An 18,953-nucleotide genomic window follows, 5' to 3' on the forward strand; every position below is an offset into this window, starting at 1 on the left:
CCCGCGGCCGGGGCCGATCGGCCGCCGGGTCGGCCGTCAGCCCTGCACCGGTGCGCTGCCGAGCAGGCTGTCGATCAGCAGGCCGAGCCGGTGCTGCTCCTGACCGGCGCGCAGCCGACCCGCGCGGGTCAGGGTGACCAGGCCGTGCAGGGCGGCCCAGGTGGTCTCGGTGAAGACCTCCGGGTCCCGGCCGCCCGCCACCCGCCCGGTGACGTCCGCGAGTTCACCGAACGCCTCCCGGAGCGGCGCTGGGGTCGCGTCGCCGGCGAACTGCAGGTCCACGGCCATGGTGAACATCGCGTCGTACAGCGCCGGGTTGGCGTACGCGAACTCGGTGTACGCCCGCGCCATCGCCGCGAACGCCTCGACCGGGTCCTCGACGCCGACCTGGGCGGCGCGCAGGTGAACGGCGATGGCGGAGAAGCCCTCCAGCGCGACGGCCGCGACGATGGCGTCCTTGCCGGCGAAGTGGCTGTACAGGACGGGCTGGCTGTACTCGATCCGCTCGGCCAGCCGGCGGGTGGTGACGGCGTCCCAGCCCTCCGCCTCGGCGAGTTCGCGGGCCGTGCGGATGATCAGCTGGTGGCGCTCGGCGCGCTCGCGCTCGCGGCGCTGGTGAATGGACATGGGGCGATTCTAGCGACGCTAGCCGATGGAGCAATGACCAAACCTGTGCCGCCCGCCATCAGCCCGGCCGTGCACCGTCAGCCCGGCCGCGCGCCGCCCACCGTCAGCTCAGCCGCGCCCCGCCCGCGAGGAACTCCTCCAGCTGCGCGCGGTACGGCTCGATGTCGATCCGCTCGCCGGCCAGCCAGTCGTCCGAGTAGTACTTGTCGAGGTAGCGGTCGCCCGGGTCGCATATCAGGGTGACCACGCTGCCGCGTTCCCCTGCCGCCCGCATCTCGCCGACGATCCGCAGCGCGCTCCACAGCCCCGTCCCGGTGGACGCCCCGGCCTTGCGTCCGAGCACCCCCTCCAGTACCCGGACGGCGGCGATCGAGGCGGCGTCCGGCACCTTCATCATCCGGTCCACGGCGCCCGGCACGAAGCTCGGCTCCATCCGCGGGCGGCCGATGCCCTCGATCCGCGAGCCGCTGTCGCAGACGGAGTCCGGGTCGTGGTTGACCCAGCCGTCGAAGAAACAGGAGTTCTCCGGGTCCGCGACGCAGATCCGGGTGTCGTACTGCATGTAGTGCACGTACCGGGCGAAGGTCGCGGAGGTGCCGCCCGTCCCGGCCGTGGCGACGATCCAGGCCGGCTCGGGGTGCGGCTCCAGGCGCAGCTGGGCGAAGACGGATTCGGCGATGTTGTTGTTGCCGCGCCAGTCGGTGGCCCGCTCGGCGTAGGTGAACTGGTCCATGTAGTGCCCGCCGGTCTCCTCGGCGAGCCTGGCCGAGGCGGCGTAGACCTCGTCGGAGCGGTCGACGAGGTGGCACTCGCCGCCGTGGAACTCGATCAGGTCGATCTTGGCCTGGCTGGTGCTCTTCGCCATCACCGCGATGAACGGCACCCCGATGAGCTGCGCGAAGTACGCCTCGGAGACGGCCGTCGAACCACTGGAGGCCTCGATGACGGGCTTGCCGGGGCGGATCCAGCCGTTGCAGAGCCCGTACAGGAAGAGCGAGCGGGCGAGGCGGTGCTTGAGGCTGCCGGTCGGGTGGGTGGACTCGTCCTTGAGGTAGAGGTCGATGCCCCAGTCGGCGGGGAGCGGGAAGCGCAGCAGGTGGGTGTCGGCGGAGCGGTTGGCGTCCGCCTGCACCTTGCGCACGGCCTCCTTGAGCCAGTCGCGGTAGTCCGCGTCGGAGCGGTCCACGTCGACGGTCGGCTCGGCGGTGGCCGTAACGGCCCGGTGGGCTGCGGTCGTCTGGGTTGCCATGGCTCGTTCTCCTCGTTCGGGCCCGTGTACCGGGCCCACTCGCTTACAACGAGTGTACGAGAGTCACGATAAGTGACGGTTTTCGAAGCCCCAGCTTCCGCTTATCCACCGGCCCCGACCACCGCTCCCGCTCGCCGACCCCCGTCCACGACCCCGACGACCGGTCCCGACCGGGTCAGGGCACCGGCACCGACTGCGGGTCCGCCAGGTACGGCCGCCAGGCCAGCTCCGCCGCGCCGACCAGCCCGCCGTGCTCCAGCCCGGCGCCGACGATCGGCACCCGGCCGCTGCGCCCCCACAGGCTCCGCTCCGCGACCACGGCGCGCAGCCGGTCCGGCGCGGCCTCCAGCAGGTCGAGGTGGAGGCCGCTGAGCACCACCCGGTCCGGGTTGAGGATGTTGGCCACCCCGGCCAGGCCGAGGCCGAGGCGCTCGATGACGTGCTCCACGGCGGCCCTGGCGCGCGGGTCGAGCACGGCCGAGCGGCACAGTTCGCGGGCCTGGTCGAGCAGCGGGCGGTCGTCGTCGGGGGTGAGTCCGGCGGCGGCGAACAGCGCGTCCGGGTCGGTCTCGGCGTTGAGGCAGCCCCGGTTGCCGCACTGGCAGGGCCGGCCCTGCGGGTCGACGGTGAGGTGGCCGACCTCCAGGGCGAGCCCGGCGCTGCCGGTGTGCAGCCTGCCGTCGATGACCAGCGCCCCGCCGACGCCGCGGTGGCCGGAGGTGACCAGCAGCAGGTGCCGGGCGCCGCGGCCTGCGCCGTGCCGGTACTCGGCGAGCGCGGCCAGGTTGGCGTCGTTGGCGACGGAGGTGGGCAGCGGGTCCAGGGCGAGCGGGCCGTGGTCGGCGCGGCCGACCTCGACGTCGTACAGGTCCGCGACCGGCGTGCCGCTGGGCCAGGCGAACTGCAGGGCGGCGAGCGCGGTGCCGTCCGGTTCGGTGACCGGGTTGGGCAGGGCGAGCGCGGCGCCGAGGCAGCGGCGGCTGGAGTTGCGGGCCAGTTCCGCCCCGGCCTGGGCAACCGCGCGCAGCATCCGCACCGGGTCGGTCCTGGCGGGCAGCGGCAGGTGGACGGGTGGTTCCAGCAGTCCGCCGAGGCCGGCCAGGGTGACGCTCAGGCCGTCGGCGTGGATCTGCCCGGCGACGACCACCGGGCCCTGCGGGTCGATCGCCAGGCGGTGCGACGGTCGGCCGCGCCCACCGCCGGCGGGCCGTGAGTCGACGCTGATCAGCCCGAGCGCCTCCAGTTCCCCGGTGACCGCGCCGGCGGTGGCCCGGGTGACGTCCAGCGCCCGGGTGAGCGCGGACCGGGTCGGGGCCTGCCCGGTGTGGATCAGGTGGAGGGCCGGCCCGAGCAGCGTCCGGCCGCGGTCGGGGGCCGCCCGGCGGTGGGCGTCGCGCTGCGCGTCGGAGTCGGCGTCCGCGCCTGGCTTCGGGCTGGGAGGTGTGAGCTGCACGGACCCATTCTCACTTTGTACCGCTCATGAACGAAATTGGCGTCCACCCCCGGGGCTGCGCCGGGCCCCATCAGTCTCGCAGCACCCTGCGGCCTCCGTGCACCCCGGGGCGCCGGCCGCCGCGCGGCGCCGTGCGAGGATCGCCGCATGACGGCAGGGCAGATCCACCCACTGCGCGCGAGCGAGCGCCCGGCGACCCCGTGGCTGAACGGCGGTGGGGTGACCCGCGAGGTCGCGGCCAGTCCCGCGGGAGCGGGCCCCGCGGACTCCGACTGGCGGGTCAGTCTCGCGGAGATCGCCGCGGACGGGCCGTTCTCCGCCCTCCCCGGCATCGACCGGATCTTCACCCTGGTCGGGGGCGCCGGGGTGGTCCTCACCGTCGACGGCGTGGAGCACCGGGTGGCCGCCCCGTACCGGCCGCTCGCCTTCCCCGGCGGCGCCGCCACCGCCGGCCGGCTCCTCGACGGACCGGCCACCGCCCTCAACGTGATGACCCGCCACGGCGGCGGGACCACCGCCTCCGTCGGGTTCGCCACCGCCCCGGGCGACCTCGCCGCCCCGCCCGGCGGTTCGCTGCTGCTGGTCTGCCTCGCCGGTACGGCCGTGCTCGTACAGCGGGCACCGGTCGGCCGCGCCGCACAGCCCGTCCGGCTGGACCGCCACGACGCCGGGCTGCTCACCGCCGACGCCCGCCTGGTCGAGGTCGACGGCACCACCGCCGTCGTCACCCTCGCCCGCACCTGAGCCCGCCGGCCGTACCGGCACCCTGTCGCCCCCGCGCCCCGTCGCCCCCGGCAGCCCGTAGCCCCGCGCCGCGCGCCCTCAGGTCGCGGCCGACTCCCCCGGCAGCCGCAGGTCCCACCCGGCGAGCGCCCGCAGTTGCTCCGCCGTGATGCCCTCCGGCAGCGGCGCCGGCGGGTCGTGGCGCAGCGGGGGCTGCCAGCCGTCCTCGGCCGTCCAGTTGCGGACGACCCGGGCGGGTGCGCCGGCCACCACGCTGTGGTCGGGGACGGCGCCGCGGACCACCGACCCTGCGGCGACGACGACGTTGCGGCCGAGCCGGGCGCCGGGGAGGATCACCGCGCCGGTGCCTATCCAGCTGCCGGAGCCGATCTCGACGGGTTCGTTGCGCGGCCACTGCTTGCCGATCGGCAGGTCGGTGTCGCGGTACTCGTGGGCCTGGTCGGAGATGTAGACGCCCGGTCCGGTCCAGACGTCGTCGCCGAGGACGATCGACTGGTGGCCCACGATGTGGCTGTCCCGGCCGATCACGCACCCGCCGCCGATCCGCACGATCGGTTCCGGTCCGAGGTCGAGGCCTGGCAGGAAGCCGGCGCTGATGGTGACGCGTTCGCCGATGATCGAGAACGGGCCGATGGTGATCCACTGCTCGTTGAAGACCGCGCCGAGCGGGAAGGCGAGCTTGGTCCCGTCGCCCAACTCGCCGAAGCGGTACGGCCCGGGGTTGCGGTTGCTCACCGCGCCGGCCCGCTGCACCCACTGCCAGACCCGGTGGACCAGCCGGCCCAGGGCACGCCGCCCGCGGTCGCGCACGGCGGTGCCGGCGCGCGGGGCGGCGGAGGAGCGGGGCGAACGGGTCTTCGGCATGCGATCACGTTACCGGCCCGTAGGAGAGGGCCGGTCGGCGAGGCGACCAAGGTCACAGCACGGTTGCGCCGTCCTGCCACACTCGTGCCATGGACATTACTCGTGCCATGGACCTCACCGAGCGCATCGGAGCGCTCCGCCGCGAAGGGGCCCTCCTCGCGGACGCCGCCGCGGCTGCCGACCTCGCCGCACCCGTACCCGGCTGCCCGGGTTGGGAACTGCGCGACCTGGTCGTGCACACCGGCAAGGTGCATCGCTGGGCGACCTCCTACCTGGTGCACGGGCACCGTTCGCCCCTGGACCAGGCCGGACAGCTGGCCGCCTGGGGGCCGGAGCCGTCGGACGCCGCGCTGGTCGACTGGTTCCGCGAGGGACACGCGGACCTGTCGCTCGCGCTGGAGAAGGCGCCGGCCGAACTGGACTGCTGGAGCTTCCTCCCGGCCCCGTCCCCGGTCGCCTTCTGGGCCCGCCGCCAACTGCACGAGACCGCCGTGCACCGCTTCGACGCCGAGGCGGCGGCGGGGGTGGACGGGCCGCGGGTCACCGCCGAGGTCGCGCTCGACGGCATCGACGAACTGCTGCGCGGTTTCCTGGTCCGTCCGCAGGGCCGGCTGCGCAGCCCGGAGCCGCGCACCGTGCTCGTCCGGGCGACGGACGCGGAGCGGCCCGAGGGCCTACCGTCCTCCTGGCGGGTGACGATCAGCCAGGACCCGGTGACCGTCACCCTCACGGATGAAGCCGCGGATCTCGTCCTGACCGGCTCGGCCCACGACCTCTACCTCCTGCTCTGGAACCGCCGCCCGATCGAGGCCGCCGACGCGAGCGGCGACCTGACCCTGCTGGACCTCTGGCGCGAGCGGGCGGTCATCCGCTCCGGCTGAGCCCCGGTGCCCCCGATACGCCGACACCCCCGGCCGCCGCGCGGCGCCCACGACGCAGCGCGGCGGCCCGGGGCAGCGCCCGTGACGGGCCCGGCCGGGCGGCCGGGCCCGGTGCTCACGGCGCGGCGCGACGGTCCGAACGGAGGCTCACGGTGCGCCCGGCCCGGCGGCCCGGCGTGCGGTTCCGGTGCTCACTGCGCCCAGCGCGGCGGGCGGCGCTCCAGGAACGACCGCATCCCCTCCTGCGCCTCCTCGGAGCCGAACAGTCGCGCCGACAGTGCGACCAGCTCGTCGGCGTCCTGCTCGAAGGAGCGCACCACCGCGGCGTTCGCCAGCCGCTTGGAGTTGGCCAGGCCCTGCGGCGAGCCCAGCCGGAGGGCGTCCAGCAGCGACTTCAGCACCGTCGCGGTCTCCTCGGCGGAGCCGGTGGCCTCGGTGATCAGGCCGATCCGGGCGGCCTCGGCGGCGTCGAAGGTCTCGCCGGTGAGGTAGTAGCGGGAGGCGGCGCGCGGGTCCAGCTTGGGGCGCAGCGGGAGCGAGATGACGGCCGGTGCCAGGCCGAGGCGGACCTCGGTGAAGGCGAAGGTGGCGGCGGGTCCGGCGATCGCGAGGTCGGCCGCGCCGACCAGGCCGAGGCCGCCGGCCCGGACGTGGCCGTCGATGACGGCGATGACGGGCTTGGCGCAGTCGACGACGGCCCGCTGGAGGTCGACCAGTCCGCGCGGCCCGACGGTGGGGTCGGCGCCGGTGGCCTCGGAGAGGTCCGCGCCCGCGCAGAACACCTTGCCGGTGTGGCCGAGCACGATCGCCCGGACCGCCGGGTCCGCCGCCGCTGCCGCCAGGCCCGCGGTCAGCTCGGCCATCAGGCGGGTGGAGAGGGCGTTGCGGTTGTGCGGCGAGTCGAGTTCGAGCGTGGTGACGGCGTCGGCGGTGGTGACGCGGACGAAGGGCACTTCGCGGGTCATCGGTGCGGCCTGCTTTCCGGCTGAGGGTGGGTCGGATTGCCGGGCGCCGGTGCGCGTTCCGGGTCGGCGCCCGGACGACTCTGACATGCGCACCGGCCCGACGGCCAGAGCCGACCTGCCGGACGCGCGTCACAGCTTGCCCGGAAAACCGCTGGCCCCGGGGTCCGCCGCCGGGCGACGATCCTCTCCATGACCACCGACCGCGTTCTGCTGCTCGCTCCCCGCATCAACGAGACGGGCCTGCAGCTGGCATCCGCCGCCCGGCGCCGGGGCCTGCGCGCGCAGACCGCGACGGCCTGGCGCGCGCCCGAGGAGCTGATCGGCTCGTCCGTGCACATCTACGGCGGCCCGCTGTTCGGCGACGCCGTCGGGCGGGAGCTGGGTCTGGCCCTGCTGGCGCCGCCCGCCGACTGGCTGGTGTCGCTGCCGTCCGAGCTGGTCCGGCGCCCGGTGCGGCTGCTGCCGCTGTCCGAGGCCCGCACGCTGCGGCGGCCGGCCTTCTGCAAGCCCCCGGCGGACAAGCTGTTCCCGGCCCGGATATACCCGGACGGCTCGGGGCTGCCCGGGCCGGACGCCCTGGACGACGACATGCTGGTGCTGGTCAGCGAGGTGGTGGTGTTCCGCCGCGAGTACCGGCTGTTCGTGCTGGACGGCGCGGTGCGGACCGGTTCGCGCTACCTGCTGGACGGCGCGCTGAGCATCGCCCCGCTGGACGAGGACCCGTACCGGGAGCAGGCCCTGGGCTTCGCCGCGGAGGTGCTGTCCTCCTTCGCCCGCTCGCTGCCGAGCGCCGTGGTGGTGGACGTGGGGATGCTGGACGACGGCTCGTGGTGCGTGGTGGAGGCCAACACGGCGTGGGCGGCGGGCGGGTACGCCTGCGATCCGGACGCCGTCCTGGACGTGGTCCTGCGCGGCGCCGCGCCGGCCGACCGGCTGGCCGAGGCGGACCGGCGGTTCTGCCGCGCCCTGCCCTTCGTCCGGCGGTAGCGGCGCAGCCCCGGACGGCGGGGGCGGCAGGGCGCGGGCGGCGGTTCCGGCGCAGGGACCGGGCGGGGGCGGCACCGGACGACGGCTCCGGCGCAGCACCGACCCGTGCCTCCGGGCACCCGGGCTTCCCGCGTAACCCGGTGGTGCGGCGGCCGACGGCTTTGCCAGGATGGCGCCATGATCGATGAGAGCTCCGCCGCCGCCCACGTCACCCACATCCCCGAGCCGGCCGGCGTCGCCCCCGCCACCGGCTACACCCAGGTCGTCACCGGTACCGGCCGGCTGGTGGTGGTCTCCGGCCAGGTCGCGCTCGACGAGCAGGGCGCGGTGGTCGGCGCGGGCGATGCGCGGGCCCAGGCGGAGCAGGTCTTCGAGAACCTGCGCCGCTGCCTGGCCGCGGCCGGTGCGGACTTCGCGGACGTGGTGAAGTTCGGCTACTTCCTGACCGATCTCGCCCATCTGGTGGAGGTGCGCGAGGTCCGCGACCGCTTCCTCGCCGGGGTCCGGCCGCCGGCGAGCACCGCGGTGCAGGTGTCCGGACTGTTCAAGCCGGAGCTGCTGATGGAGATCGAGGCGTACGCGGTGGTGCCCGACGGCCGTCCGGCCTGACCCCCGGGCCCGCCCGCTGCCCCGTCCCCGCGGATGGGGCGGCGGGCCCGGTCCGCTCAGTCCGCCGCGCGGGCGCGGGCCCAGCGGACGGCCGGTCCCATCGCCAGTCCCGAGCCCGCCAGGACGGCGCCGAGGGCGAGCCAGCCGACCGTGCCGTGGCCGATCACCGCGAGGGTCACCACCGCCGGGCCTGCCATCAGGCCCGCGGAGGTGCCCGCGTTGAAGACGCCCTGATAGGCCCCGTGTGCGCGCTCGCCCGCCAGGTCGTAGCTGAGCGCCCAGCAGGCGGCCTGGCTGAGCACCTCGCCGAGCGCCTGCAGGGCCACGCCGCCGAGCACCACGGCCGCCGCAAGCAGCGGCGGCAGCCCGTGGGCCAGGGCCAGGACCGCGCAGGAGACGCCGAGCAGGAGTCCGGCCCGCCCGCAGATCCGGGCGGCCCGGACCGGGTCGTCGGTGCCCCGGGCGACCCGGACCTGCAGGGCGATCACCAGCACGGTGTTGACGACCAGGGTTGCGGCGACCGTCGTCCGCGGCGCCTCGGTCTCCTGGACGATCCAGAGCGGCACGCCGATCTCCAGGACGGAGAACTGCAGGCCGAGCAGCCCGTTCAGCACCGTCACCACCAGGAACGGGCCGTCCCGCAGGGCCGGGTTGGGTTCGCGCCGCCGCCCGCCCGCGGCGGTCCTCCCCGCGGGCGGGGCGGTCGGCACCGCGACCGGGATCCGGGCGTACATCACCGCGACGACGGCGAAGGAGAGCGCGTCCAGCAGGATGGCCGTCACGTAGGCGGGCCGGGTGTCGACGTGCAGGGCGAGCGCCCCGGCCGCGGTGCCGAGGCACATCCCGACGTTGGTCACCACCCGCAGGTACGCACGGCCCGCGACCCGGCGCTCGGCCGGCAGCGCCTCGGCGTAGAGCGCGTTGCGGACGGCGGAGGAGCCGCGGTCGACGGCGGTGGCCAGGCAGGCCAGCAGGAGGAAGGCCGGGTAGCCGCGCACCAGGACGTACCCGGCGGTGCCGAGGGCGTTGGCGGCGACCAGCACCACCAGCACCGGCTTGGCGCCCCAGCGGTCGGCGGCCCGCCCGGCGGGCACGCTGGCGGCCACCCCGCAGAGGCCGGCCGCGGTCAGGCCGATGCCGAGCTGGGCGGCGCCGAGCCCGAGCACCCGGGTGAAGTACAGCACCGAGACGGCCAGCATCAGGCCGCTGCCCACGGTGTTGACGAGGGTGATCGCCGCGAGGCGGCGGAGCGTCGGGTCGGGGTCGAGGAAGCGGGCGAAGCGCGGCGGGCGCGGGCGGGGGGAAGGGGCGGACAGGGCCGCCGGTGAGGAGGTCACGCTGATGATCACACCGCCGGGGGCTGCCGGGCCGTACTGATTTAGGCTCTGCCTGAAAGGTTGCGGCGAGCACGAGGGGGAGGGCGCCGGTGCACCGCTTCATGCTGGGGCTGACCGACCTCGCCGCGATGTCCTTCGCGTACTCGCCGATCCAGGAGGCCGCGCTCAGCCTGCGGATGTGGACGCACCCGGGCTTCTACACCCTTCAGTCGGGTGCCTTCGAGCGGCTGCGGCCGTCCTTCGAGCGGCTCGACACCCGGCTGCTGCGCTCGCTGATCGCCGCCAACCGCTGGGTGCCGGACTTCCTGACGCCCCGCCCGAACTCGCCCGCGCCGGACTTCCGGGCCGAGCTGGCGATCGTCCGCTCGCTGCCCCCGGAGCACCTGCGGGGCGAGCTGGAGCAGACCTTCCTGCCGCACGGTGAGCCGCTGCCGGCCGCGCTGGAGGCCGGGCTCGCGGATCCGGAACGGCTGCTGGCCCGGATCGCCGACTCGCTGGAGGAGTACTGGGAGGAGTGCCTGGCCCCGCGCTGGTGGCCGCAGGCGCGGGCGGTGCTGGAGGCCGACCTGGTGTACCGGGCCCGGGTGCTGGCGCAGCAGGGGGCGGCGGCGTTGTTCTCCGACCTCGACCACCGGCTGCGCTGGGAGGACGGCGTGCTGTCGATCAACCGGCGCTGGACGGACCGGGACCGGGACGTCGTGGTGGACGGCCGCGGGCTGGTGCTCGCTCCGACCTTCTTCGCCCGCGGCGCGATCACGATGATCAGCAACGACCGGGCGCCGCAGATCAGTTACCCGGCGCGCGGGCAGGGCGGGATGGCCGGCGCCCCGGCCCGTCCGGTGACGCCGCGGGCCCTCGAGGAGCTGCTCGGCGCGCCCAAGGCCCGACTGCTGGCGCTGCTCGCCGAACCGGCCTCGACCACCGAGCTGGCGTTCCGGCTCGGAGTGACCCCTGGCGCGGTCAGCCAGCACCTCGCCGTGCTGCATGCGACCGGGCTGGTGACCCGGGCCCGGCACGGGCGTTCGGTGCTGTACAGCCGCAGCCCGCTGGGCGACGAGCTGACCGGCGGGCCCCGGCGCTCCTGAACCTCCGGTCGGCGGTCGACGGCCGCCTTCAACTCCCCACTGGTACAGACCTGTTGACGCATTGGTCCAGTCCTCCTACAGTGCCCATGCCCCGGTCTCCCCACCGGCCGGGCACCGCACGTCCACCACCGGGCCGAGCCGGGCCGCACCCGACTCCGGCCCTCCCCGTCCGCGACCCCGACCGTTCGCGACCCCCACCGTTCGCGACTCCACCCGTCCGCGACCCCGAGTGTTCAGCGCCAGGTCCCTGCGCCACCCTGTCCGACCCCCACAGCCACAGGGAGAGCCATGCCTGCACGGACCCGGGCCCACCGCCCACGCGCGCGCAGCCGACTGCTCGCGCTGCTCACCGCACTGCTGCTGCCCCTGGCCGCGCTCACCGCGCTGGCCGCCCCCGCGCACGCCGCCGGACGGCTCACCGCCGCCTTCACCACCGCCGACAACGGCTCCTGGTGGAAGGGCACGTACGTCGTCCGCAACGCCAACCCCACCGCCACCACCGGCTGGACCCTGGAGTTCGAGCTGCCGGCCGGGGTGACCCTCGCCGGCACCTACAACGGCGAGGCCACCGTCTCCGGCCGCCGGGTCACGGTGAAGAACGCCTTCTACAACGCCACCGTGCCCGCCAACGGCACCACCGAGCCCTACAGCTTCTGGTTCGTCGCCAGCGGTCCGATCGCCGCCCCCACCGGCTGCCGGGTCAACGGCGACAAGTGCGACGGCAGCCCGGACGTCCTGCCCTCCGCACCGGGCACCCCGACGGTCACCGACGCCACCGCGCACAGCCTGGCGCTGCGCTGGCCGGCCGCCACCGGCGGGGACTTCCCGGTCGCCTCGTACGACGTCCTGGACGGCGCCACCGTCCTGGCGACCGCCACCACCACCGAGGCGCTGGTCACCGGCCTCACCCCCGCCCGGACGTACACGCTGGCCGTGCGCGCCAAGGACACCCGCGGCAACACCGGCCCGGCGAGCGCGCCCGTCACGGCCGCCACCGTCGACCCGGCCACCGACCCCGTCCCGCCCACCGCCCCGGGCGGCCTGCGCACCACCGCCGTCACCTCCTCCGAGGTGTCACTCGCCTGGAACGCCGCCACCGACAACCAGCGGGTCGCCGCGTACGACGTCTACCGGGGCGGCACGCTGGTCCGCACGGTCGGCGGCAGCACCCTGGCCGCCACCGTCACCGGCCTCTCCCCGGCCACCGCGTACACCTTCACCGTCCGCGCCCGGGACGCCGCCGACAACGCCTCCCCGCCCTCCGCGCCGCTCGCCGTCACCACCGCCGACCTGGTCGGCGCCGGGAAGTACGCCCGGGTCGGCTACTTCACCCAGTGGGGCATCTACGGCCGCCAGTACTTCGTGAAGAACCTCGACACCTCGGGCAGCGCGGCCAAGCTCGACGTGATCAACTACGCCTTCGCCAACATCGACCCGGTCAACCTGACCTGCCTCCAGGGCGTCACCAAGGGCACCACCGCGAACCCGCAGGACCCGGACCAGGGCACCGGGGCCGGCGACGCCGACGCCGACTACGCCCGCCCGATGAGCGCCGCCCAGTCCGTGGACGGGGTGGCCGACGACGGCTGGGCCAAACTGCGCGGCAACTTCAACCAGTTGAAGAAGCTCAAGGCCAAGTACCCGCACCTGAAGATCGTCATCTCGCTCGGCGGCTGGACCTACTCGAAGTACTTCTCGGACGTCGCCGCCACCGACGCCTCCCGCAAGAAGTTCGTGAAGTCCTGCCTCGACATCTACCTCCGCGGCAACCTCCCGCTCTACAACGGCGCGGGCGGGGAGGGCGTCGCGGCCGGCATCTTCGACGGCATCGACCTCGACTGGGAGTGGCCCGGCTCCCCCGACGGCCACGCCGGGAACCACTGGAGCACCGCCGACAAGGCCAACAACACCCTGCTGCTCGCCGAGTTCCGCAAGCAGCTGGACGAACTGGGCGGCAGCCACAGGCTGCTGACGGCCTTCACCCCGGCCGACCCGGTCAAGATCGACCAGGGCTGGGACCTCGCGAAGATCTTCGACCACCTGGACATCGCCAACATCCAGGGCTACGACTTCCACGGCGCGGGCAGCGACAACTCCTGGGAACCCAACCGGGCCGGCCACCAGGCCAACCTGTACGCGGACGCCCAGGACCCGTACCCGTTCCACTTCAGCACCGACGCCGCCGTACAGGCCTACCTCGACGCCGGCGTCAACCCGCGCAAGCTCACCATCGGCTTCCCGTTCTACGGACGCGGCTGGCAGGGCGTCGCGGACGGCGGGGCCGCCGGCGAGTGGCAGTCGGCGACCGGGGCCGCCCCCGGGCAGTTCGCCGAGGAGGCGGGCACCCGCGGGTACCACAACCTGATGACCGCCTTCCCCGACCTGACGATCCACCACGACGCCCAGTCCGTCGCCACCTACGGCTACACCGGTCCCGGCGGCCAGTGGTGGACCTTCGACGACCCCTGGTCGATCGCCCGCAAGACCGCCTATCTGAAGTCCCGGAACCTGCTGGGCGCGATGATCTGGGAGATGACCGGCGACACCCCGACCGGCACCCTGATGACCGCCCTCGACACCGGCCTCAGGTAGCCGCCCCCGGCCCGGCGGCCCCTCGTCGTCCCGCACCGGCGGACGGCACCGACCACGGGCCCTGCCGGCCCCCCCTGAAGGGGGTCTCGGCAGGGCCCTCCGGCCGGAGTGCCTAGCGCGAGGCGATCGCCGAGAGGCGGCGGGCGGCGCGGTGGTCGCGCAGCACCTCGGCGAAGGTGGTGTGCCCCTGGGTGGTACGCGCGAAGGCCCGCCACGCCGGGTCGATCAGGCAGACCGCCGCGTGGAACAGGTGCGGACGCCGCTCGAAGGCCGCCAGCATCTGCTTGCCCGCGCGCATCTCCACGCCCAGCCCGGCCTTGATGGCGAAGGCGAAGTTCAGCGCCTCGCGCCGCACCTCGGCCGCGGTACCGGCCTCGGCGACCTTGACCGCCCACTCGCCGGCCAGCCGGCCGGAGCGCAGCGCGTACGAGATGCCCTCGCGGGTCCACGGCTCCAGCAGCCCGGCGGCGTCGCCCGCCACCAGGACCCGCCCGCGCGAGAGCGGCGAGTCCTCGGTGCGGCAGCGGGTCAGGTGGCCGGACTCGATGCTCGGCGGGAAGCCGGACAGGCCCAGCCGGCGAATGTAGTCGGCCAGGTACTGCTTGGTGCGCTCGCCGTCGCCGCGCGCCGAGATGACGCCGACGGTCAGACTGCTGGACTCGGTCTTCGGGAACACCCAGCCGTAACTGCCCGGCAGCGGGCCCCAGTCGAGGTGGATCCGGCCCGCCCAGTCGGCCGCGACCTCCGCCGGGACGGGGATCTCCGCCTCCAGCCCGAGGTCGATCTGGTCGAACGCGACCCCGACGTGTCGGCCGATCCGGCTCGCGCTGCCGTCCGCGCCGACCACGGCGCGCGCCTCGAAGGTGCGGCCGTCGGAGGCGGTGACGACCGCCGTCCGGTGGTCGCCGCCGCGCTGCTCCACCCCGGTGACGGTCACCCCGGTCACCAGCACCGCCCCGGCCTGCTTGGCGGCCTGCGCCAGGCGCAGGTCGAACTCGTCGCGGTTGACCAGGCCGAACAGCATCCGCTTGGAGCGCCGGGTGCGGGTGAACCGGCCGTTGTGGGCGAAGGTGACGGCGTGGATGCGGTCCTGCAGCGGCAGCCGGAAGCCGGGCGGCAGGCTGTCGCGGGAGAAGCCGATGATGCCGCCGCCGCAGGTCTTGTAGCGGGGGTGCTCGGCCTTGTCGAGCAGCAGGACCCGCCGGCCCTGCGAGGCGGCGGCGTGGGCGGCCGAGGACCCGGCCGGCCCGGCGCCGACCACGACGACGTCCCAGACACCGTCGAGCGGCTCGCCGTGGCCGACCGGGACCGCGCCGGCGGGTTCCGTACCGCTCGGCTCCGCGCCGCTCGGCTCCGCGCCGGCGGGCTCCGCGCCGGCGGGCACCGTACCGGCGGGTTCCGTGCCGGCGGGTTCCGTGCCGGCTGGTTCGGTGCCGACCGGGGCCGGCACGTCGGGGTCGGGTTCGTCCGGGGCCGGTGCGGCCGGGGCCTGCGCCTCCGCGGCGGGCGCTTCCGGGTCGAACGGGTTGCTGGGTTCGGGGCTACCGGAGTCAGTCACGACCAGCAATCCTATGCGTCCGCACCGCCCCCGAACCTCCGCACCACCCCGAACTCCTGACCGAATACCCGGACGTCCGTTTCCGTGCGACCTATGATCGTCAGCACCCCGTCCTCCGTCCGGCCGACCACCCCCCGACCGGACCCGGCCCCCGGAGCAGAACCCGATGCCACAGCAGCCCCTCGCCGACGCCGTCCGGTCCCTGATGGACCGTGCCCGGACGGACCTCGCCGAGCTGGTCGCCTTCCCCTCCGTCGCGGACCCGCGCCAGTTCCCCGTCGAGGAGTGCCGCAAGGCCGCCCGCTGGGTCGCCGACACCTTCGCCGCCGAGGGCCTCACCGGCGTTCGGCTGCTCGACACCCCCGACGGCACCCAGTCCGTCTACGGCGAGCTCCCCGGCCCCGAGGGCGCCCCCACCGTCCTGCTCTACTCGCACTACGACGTGCAGCCGCCGCTCGACGAGGACGCCTGGCAGAGCCCCGCCTTCGAGCTGACCGAGCGCGACGGCCGCTGGTACGGGCGCGGCGCCGCCGACTGCAAGGGCAACGTCCTGATGCACCTGACCGCCCTGCGGGCGCTCCGCCAGGTGTACGGGGGCGCGTACCCCGTCGGACTGAAGATCATCGTCGAGGGCTCGGAGGAGCAGGGCACCGGCGGCCTGGAGCGCTACGCCGAGGCCCACCCCGAACTGCTCGCCGCCGACGCCATCGTCATCGGCGACACCGGCAACTTCGCCCCCGGCCTGCCCACCGTCACCGCCTCGCTGCGCGGCATGACCGTCGTCGAGGTCACCGTCACCACCCTGGCCGGCAACCTGCACTCCGGGGCCTTCGGCGGCGCGGCCCCGGACGCCCTGCAGGCCCTCGTCAAGGTGCTCGCCTCGCTCCACGACGAGCACGGCGACGTCGCCGTGGCGGGCCTGACGGCCGACCAGACCTGGCCCGGCGTGCAGTACTCCGAGGAGCAGTTCCGGGCCGACGCCAAGGTCCTCGACGGGGTCGAACTGACCGGCACCGGCACCGTGGCGGACCGCGTCTGGGCCCGCCCCGCCGTCACCGTCCTCGGCATCGACGCCCCGCCGGTGATCGGCGCCACCTCCTCCGTCCAGGCCTCCGCCAAGGCGCTGGTCAGCCTGCGGGTGCCGCCGGGCACCGGCAGCAAGGAGGCCCAGGACGCCCTGGTCACCCACCTGGAGGCGCACGTCCCGTTCGGCGCCCGGGTGCGGATCGAGCGGCACAACGGCGGCGAGGCGTTCCTCGCCGACACCACCGGCCCCGCGTACGAGGCGATGGGCGAGGCCATGCAGGAGGCGTTCGGCACCGCGATGGTCGCCTCGGGCGAGGGCGGCTCGATCCCGCTCTGCAACACGCTGCGCACGCTCTACCCGCAGGCCGAGATCGTGCTGATCGGCGTCGAGGAGCCGACCACCCAGATCCACGCCGTCAACGAGAGCGTCGACCCGCAGGAGCTGGAGCGGATGGCCCTGACCGAGGCGCTGTTCCTGCGCCGCTACGCGGAACTCCGCCGGGCCTGAGCCCGCGGCCGCGGCCCCGCGGCCGACCTGACCGCGGGGCCGCCCGGCCCACCGCGCCGTCCGCCGCTCAGCAGGCGGACGGCGAGCGCGTACCCGGCGGCGCCCACCGCCAGGCCCGCACCGGCTCCGAAGCACAGCTCCGGCACGAGCCCGCGCCGCAACGGGCTCACCCGGTGCACCGCCCCGGCCGCCGTCGCCGCACCCAGCACCGCCACGGCGGCCCGGCGGGCGGACCGCGGGAGCACCACCGCCGGACGGCCCGGACGGCGCGCCCGCAGCTCCCGCACCGCGTGGGCGCCGAGCACCCCGAGGCCGAGCAGCGAACTCCCGTACTGCAGCCCGTCGTACAGCGGCACCCCCGCGACCTCCCGCTCCAGCACCGGCAGCAGTCGGGAGCCGAGGCGCCCCTCGTGGGTGAAGGCGTCCCAGCCGACGTGGGTGGCGGCCCCCACGGCGGCCGAGGCCGCGAACCAGCCGGCAGCCCGCAGCCGCTCCCGCCCGGTACCGGCGCTGCCGAACGGCCCGGTGACGGAGCGGCCGTCCGGGCCGCTCCCGGCGGAGGGCGCGAACGGCGTCCGGGGGTACCGCGCGGTCAGCGCCTCGGCCGGACCCGCCCAGCGGTCGGGCAGCAGGGCGACCAGCGGACCGCGCAGCAGCCCGTGCCACCCCGCCACCAGGGCACCCGCCAGCGCCACGTCCACCGTCGGCACCCCCCACCACCGGTGGGTCGCCCCGCCGTGCCGGTACACCCCGGGCAGCAGGGACTCGGCGAAGTACGGCACGTCGGGCGCCAGCGACCCGGCCACCAGGGCCGAGGCGACCAGCGGCCCGCGCGCACCGGCCGACCGCAGCAGGGGCAGCACGGCGGCGGGGTGGCTCAGGGTGAACGGCATGACCCCATCCTGCCGCCCCCGCGCCCCGCGGACCGGCCCCGATCAGGCCGCATCGGCCGCCCGGGTGAGCCCCTCGGCCGCGGGACGGCCCGCCTCCAGGTAGCGCAGCTCGCCGCGGCGCCGGGCGTCCAGCGCTGCCGCGAGACGGCGCAGCCGGCCCGGGGGCAGCAGTCCGGCCGCCTCGTCGAGGGTGACGAACCGCCAGCCGCGCAACTCCTCCTGCTGCAGCCGCAGCGACTGGCGGCCCTTCGCGTCGAGCAGGCCGCCGTCGTACATCAGCCGCAGGCCGCCCCGGCGCGGGCCGGTGCGCGGCTCCCAGTCGACGGCGAGCAGCCGCAGGGCGGCCGGTTCGAGGCGCAGGCCGAGCTCCTCGGCGGTCTCGCGGAGCGCGGCGTCGGTGGGCGCCTCACCGCGTTCGACGACACCACCGGGGAACTCCCAGTCCGGCTTGTACACCGGGTCGACGAGCAGCACGCGGTCCTGCTCGTCGAAGAGCAGCACGGCGGCGGCCACGGTGTCCCCGGTCGGGTCGGGCGACTGGACGATCGGGCAGCGCGCCGTACCGTCCCGGACCAGCTCGGCGATCCGGACGGCGGTCTGCCGGGGAGTCAGCCCGCCGGTGTCGAGCAGCCGGGCGTCGCGGCCGAGCCAGCGACGGGCGGCCCGGTAGCGCGGCAGGTGCTCCAGGCACTGCCGACGGACCCCGGCACTGCGCTCGGGATCGCCCGCGTACTCCTCGCGCTGGGCGATCCGCGCGCGCAGGATCGTTTCTCCGGGGTCGAGGACGAGGTGGTGCACCACGATGCCGTGCGAGGCCAGCGCCCCGAAGATCTCGTCCCGGTAGTCCTCTCTGAGCAGCGTCATCGGCACCACCAGCGGGCCGGGCACCTCGGTGAGCAGCGCCGCGGCCACCTCGGGCACCAGACGGCGCCAGGCCGGCAGGTCCTGGACGTCGGAGACCGCCGCCAGCCGCTCGGCCGGCAGCATCCGACGCAGACCGGACCCGACCTGCTCGGGGTCGAACAGCAGACTTCCCGGCAGCAGTTCCACCAGTTCGCGGCACGCGCTGGTCTTCCCCGCGCCGAACGTGCCATTGATCCAGACGATCACAACGCCCCCTGCCTTCGCTCCCCCGATGCCCCACGCACCGGGCGGCGCCGCCGTCAGCCCGGTCGGCGCCACCCGTGGTGGTACCCCCGCCGCGCCGGTCCCCATGCCTCCCTGACAGCCCCGCGCGCCCCCTGTCGCGTCGCCCGTGACACCGGCATGTGCCCAGGTCGCAGGCCATGTGCACGGGCGGGTCGGGCGGTGCTTGGCGGGGGTTCTGAGCGGTAGACCGGTCTGCATATTCGTGAACAGGGGCGCAGGCTCCATGTAGACCGGTCTGCATAACCACCGGCGCGCACACGCGCGCACACCCACACCCAGCAGACCGGTCGGCCTACATGATCATCCCTCACCACCACCCCCTCTGCGGGGGGGGGGCGGGCCCCCCCCCCGTGCCGGGGCGAGGGGGTCCCAGCCACACCGCACCACCCCGCAACACCCCCCCCACCCCCACCCACGCTCATATAA

Annotated in this window: 16 protein-coding genes; 7 read left to right on the forward strand and 9 right to left on the reverse strand. The window is 75.2% G+C overall.

The window, feature by feature from the left end; translation table 11 throughout:
* Positions 1-36: 36 nt before the first annotated feature.
* The 3 genes from ACWGB8_RS10600 to ACWGB8_RS10610 form a co-directional block, all read right to left on the reverse strand.
* The gene (locus tag ACWGB8_RS10600; RefSeq protein WP_452212246.1) at positions 37-627 is read right to left on the reverse strand and encodes a TetR/AcrR family transcriptional regulator; all 591 of its coding nucleotides are present in this window, start codon (positions 625-627) and stop codon (positions 37-39) included.
* A gap of 103 nt (positions 628-730) precedes the next feature.
* Positions 731-1,876 (reverse strand): PLP-dependent cysteine synthase family protein, encoded by a 1,146-nt coding sequence (locus tag ACWGB8_RS10605; RefSeq protein WP_452212248.1) that lies wholly within the window; start codon positions 1,874-1,876, stop codon positions 731-733.
* A 175-nt stretch (positions 1,877-2,051) separates the two neighbouring features.
* The gene (locus tag ACWGB8_RS10610; protein WP_452212281.1) at positions 2,052-3,230 is read right to left on the reverse strand and encodes an ROK family protein; all 1,179 of its coding nucleotides are present in this window, start codon (positions 3,228-3,230) and stop codon (positions 2,052-2,054) included.
* 246 nt (positions 3,231-3,476) lie between these two features.
* Between ACWGB8_RS10610 and ACWGB8_RS10615 the strand changes: the two genes are divergently transcribed.
* On the forward strand, positions 3,477-4,073 hold the full coding sequence (locus tag ACWGB8_RS10615) for a HutD/Ves family protein (protein WP_452212249.1): 597 nt from the start codon (positions 3,477-3,479) through the stop codon (positions 4,071-4,073).
* Between the two features lie 78 nt (positions 4,074-4,151).
* Here ACWGB8_RS10615 and ACWGB8_RS10620 read toward each other — a convergent pair whose 3' ends face one another.
* Complete coding sequence (locus ACWGB8_RS10620; RefSeq protein ID WP_452212251.1) at positions 4,152-4,937, reverse strand: acyltransferase; 786 nt, start codon at positions 4,935-4,937, stop codon at positions 4,152-4,154.
* Positions 4,938-5,026: 89 nt separating this feature from the next.
* Here ACWGB8_RS10620 and ACWGB8_RS10625 point away from each other — a divergent pair, with 89 nt between their 5' ends.
* On the forward strand, positions 5,027-5,818 hold the full coding sequence (locus tag ACWGB8_RS10625) for a maleylpyruvate isomerase family mycothiol-dependent enzyme (protein WP_452212253.1): 792 nt from the start codon (positions 5,027-5,029) through the stop codon (positions 5,816-5,818).
* Positions 5,819-6,009: 191 nt separating this feature from the next.
* Here ACWGB8_RS10625 and ACWGB8_RS10630 read toward each other — a convergent pair whose 3' ends face one another.
* Entirely contained in the window at positions 6,010-6,783 is a 774-nt protein-coding gene (locus ACWGB8_RS10630) for an enoyl-CoA hydratase family protein (protein WP_452212254.1), read from the reverse strand.
* 189 nt (positions 6,784-6,972) lie between these two features.
* On the opposite strand from ACWGB8_RS10630, the gene ACWGB8_RS10635 reads away from it, so the two are divergent.
* Together ACWGB8_RS10635 and ACWGB8_RS10640 are read left to right on the forward strand one after the other, a co-directional pair.
* Complete coding sequence (locus ACWGB8_RS10635) at positions 6,973-7,770, forward strand: ATP-grasp domain-containing protein (RefSeq protein ID WP_452212256.1); 798 nt, start codon at positions 6,973-6,975, stop codon at positions 7,768-7,770.
* A 177-nt stretch (positions 7,771-7,947) separates the two neighbouring features.
* Positions 7,948-8,379, forward strand: coding sequence for a RidA family protein (locus ACWGB8_RS10640; RefSeq protein WP_452212258.1), 432 nt, complete (start codon positions 7,948-7,950; stop codon positions 8,377-8,379).
* Between the two features lie 56 nt (positions 8,380-8,435).
* Here the strand turns inward: ACWGB8_RS10640 and ACWGB8_RS10645 are convergent, their stop codons facing one another.
* On the reverse strand, positions 8,436-9,716 hold the full coding sequence (locus ACWGB8_RS10645) for an MFS transporter (RefSeq protein ID WP_452212260.1): 1,281 nt from the start codon (positions 9,714-9,716) through the stop codon (positions 8,436-8,438).
* Positions 9,717-9,805: 89 nt separating this feature from the next.
* Between ACWGB8_RS10645 and ACWGB8_RS10650 the strand changes: the two genes are divergently transcribed.
* Positions 9,806-10,801, forward strand: coding sequence for an ArsR/SmtB family transcription factor (locus ACWGB8_RS10650; protein WP_452212261.1), 996 nt, complete (start codon positions 9,806-9,808; stop codon positions 10,799-10,801).
* A 288-nt stretch (positions 10,802-11,089) separates the two neighbouring features.
* The gene (locus ACWGB8_RS10655; protein WP_452212263.1) at positions 11,090-13,393 is read left to right on the forward strand and encodes a glycosyl hydrolase family 18 protein; all 2,304 of its coding nucleotides are present in this window, start codon (positions 11,090-11,092) and stop codon (positions 13,391-13,393) included.
* 112 nt (positions 13,394-13,505) lie between these two features.
* On the opposite strand, the gene ACWGB8_RS10660 is transcribed toward ACWGB8_RS10655, so the two are convergent.
* Positions 13,506-14,777 carry a geranylgeranyl reductase family protein gene (locus ACWGB8_RS10660; protein WP_452212283.1) on the reverse strand — a complete coding sequence of 424 codons (1,272 nt, stop codon included), beginning with the start codon at positions 14,775-14,777 and terminating at the stop codon, positions 13,506-13,508.
* Positions 14,778-15,117: 340 nt separating this feature from the next.
* On the opposite strand from ACWGB8_RS10660, the gene ACWGB8_RS10665 reads away from it, so the two are divergent.
* Complete coding sequence (locus ACWGB8_RS10665) at positions 15,118-16,485, forward strand: M20/M25/M40 family metallo-hydrolase (RefSeq protein ID WP_452212265.1); 1,368 nt, start codon at positions 15,118-15,120, stop codon at positions 16,483-16,485.
* On the opposite strand, the gene ACWGB8_RS10670 is transcribed toward ACWGB8_RS10665, so the two are convergent.
* On the reverse strand, positions 16,461-17,378 hold the full coding sequence (locus ACWGB8_RS10670) for a DUF4184 family protein (RefSeq protein WP_452212267.1): 918 nt from the start codon (positions 17,376-17,378) through the stop codon (positions 16,461-16,463). The two genes, ACWGB8_RS10665 and ACWGB8_RS10670, sit on opposite strands and share 25 nt — an antisense overlap.
* A gap of 42 nt (positions 17,379-17,420) precedes the next feature.
* Positions 17,421-18,488, reverse strand: a complete 1,068-nt coding sequence (locus tag ACWGB8_RS10675; protein WP_452212269.1) for an NUDIX domain-containing protein — start codon at positions 18,486-18,488, stop codon at positions 17,421-17,423.
* Positions 18,489-18,953: the final 465 nt, after the last annotated feature.

The organism is Kitasatospora sp. NPDC054939 (assembly GCF_053610105.1).

Coding starts and splice junctions, on each gene's coding strand:
- ACWGB8_RS10640 (WP_452212258.1), top strand. CDS start 7,948: ATGATCGATGAGAGCTCCGCCGCCGCCCACGTCACCCACATCCCCGAG.
- ACWGB8_RS10615 (WP_452212249.1), top strand. CDS start 3,477: ATGACGGCAGGGCAGATCCACCCACTGCGCGCGAGCGAGCGCCCGGCG.
- ACWGB8_RS10605 (WP_452212248.1), bottom strand. CDS start 1,876: ATGGCAACCCAGACGACCGCAGCCCACCGGGCCGTTACGGCCACCGCC.
- ACWGB8_RS10625 (WP_452212253.1), top strand. CDS start 5,027: ATGGACATTACTCGTGCCATGGACCTCACCGAGCGCATCGGAGCGCTC.
- ACWGB8_RS10635 (WP_452212256.1), top strand. CDS start 6,973: ATGACCACCGACCGCGTTCTGCTGCTCGCTCCCCGCATCAACGAGACG.
- ACWGB8_RS10655 (WP_452212263.1), top strand. CDS start 11,090: ATGCCTGCACGGACCCGGGCCCACCGCCCACGCGCGCGCAGCCGACTG.
- ACWGB8_RS10600 (WP_452212246.1), bottom strand. CDS start 627: ATGTCCATTCACCAGCGCCGCGAGCGCGAGCGCGCCGAGCGCCACCAG.
- ACWGB8_RS10665 (WP_452212265.1), top strand. CDS start 15,118: ATGCCACAGCAGCCCCTCGCCGACGCCGTCCGGTCCCTGATGGACCGT.
- ACWGB8_RS10670 (WP_452212267.1), bottom strand. CDS start 17,378: ATGCCGTTCACCCTGAGCCACCCCGCCGCCGTGCTGCCCCTGCTGCGG.
- ACWGB8_RS10620 (WP_452212251.1), bottom strand. CDS start 4,937: ATGCCGAAGACCCGTTCGCCCCGCTCCTCCGCCGCCCCGCGCGCCGGC.
- ACWGB8_RS10630 (WP_452212254.1), bottom strand. CDS start 6,783: ATGACCCGCGAAGTGCCCTTCGTCCGCGTCACCACCGCCGACGCCGTC.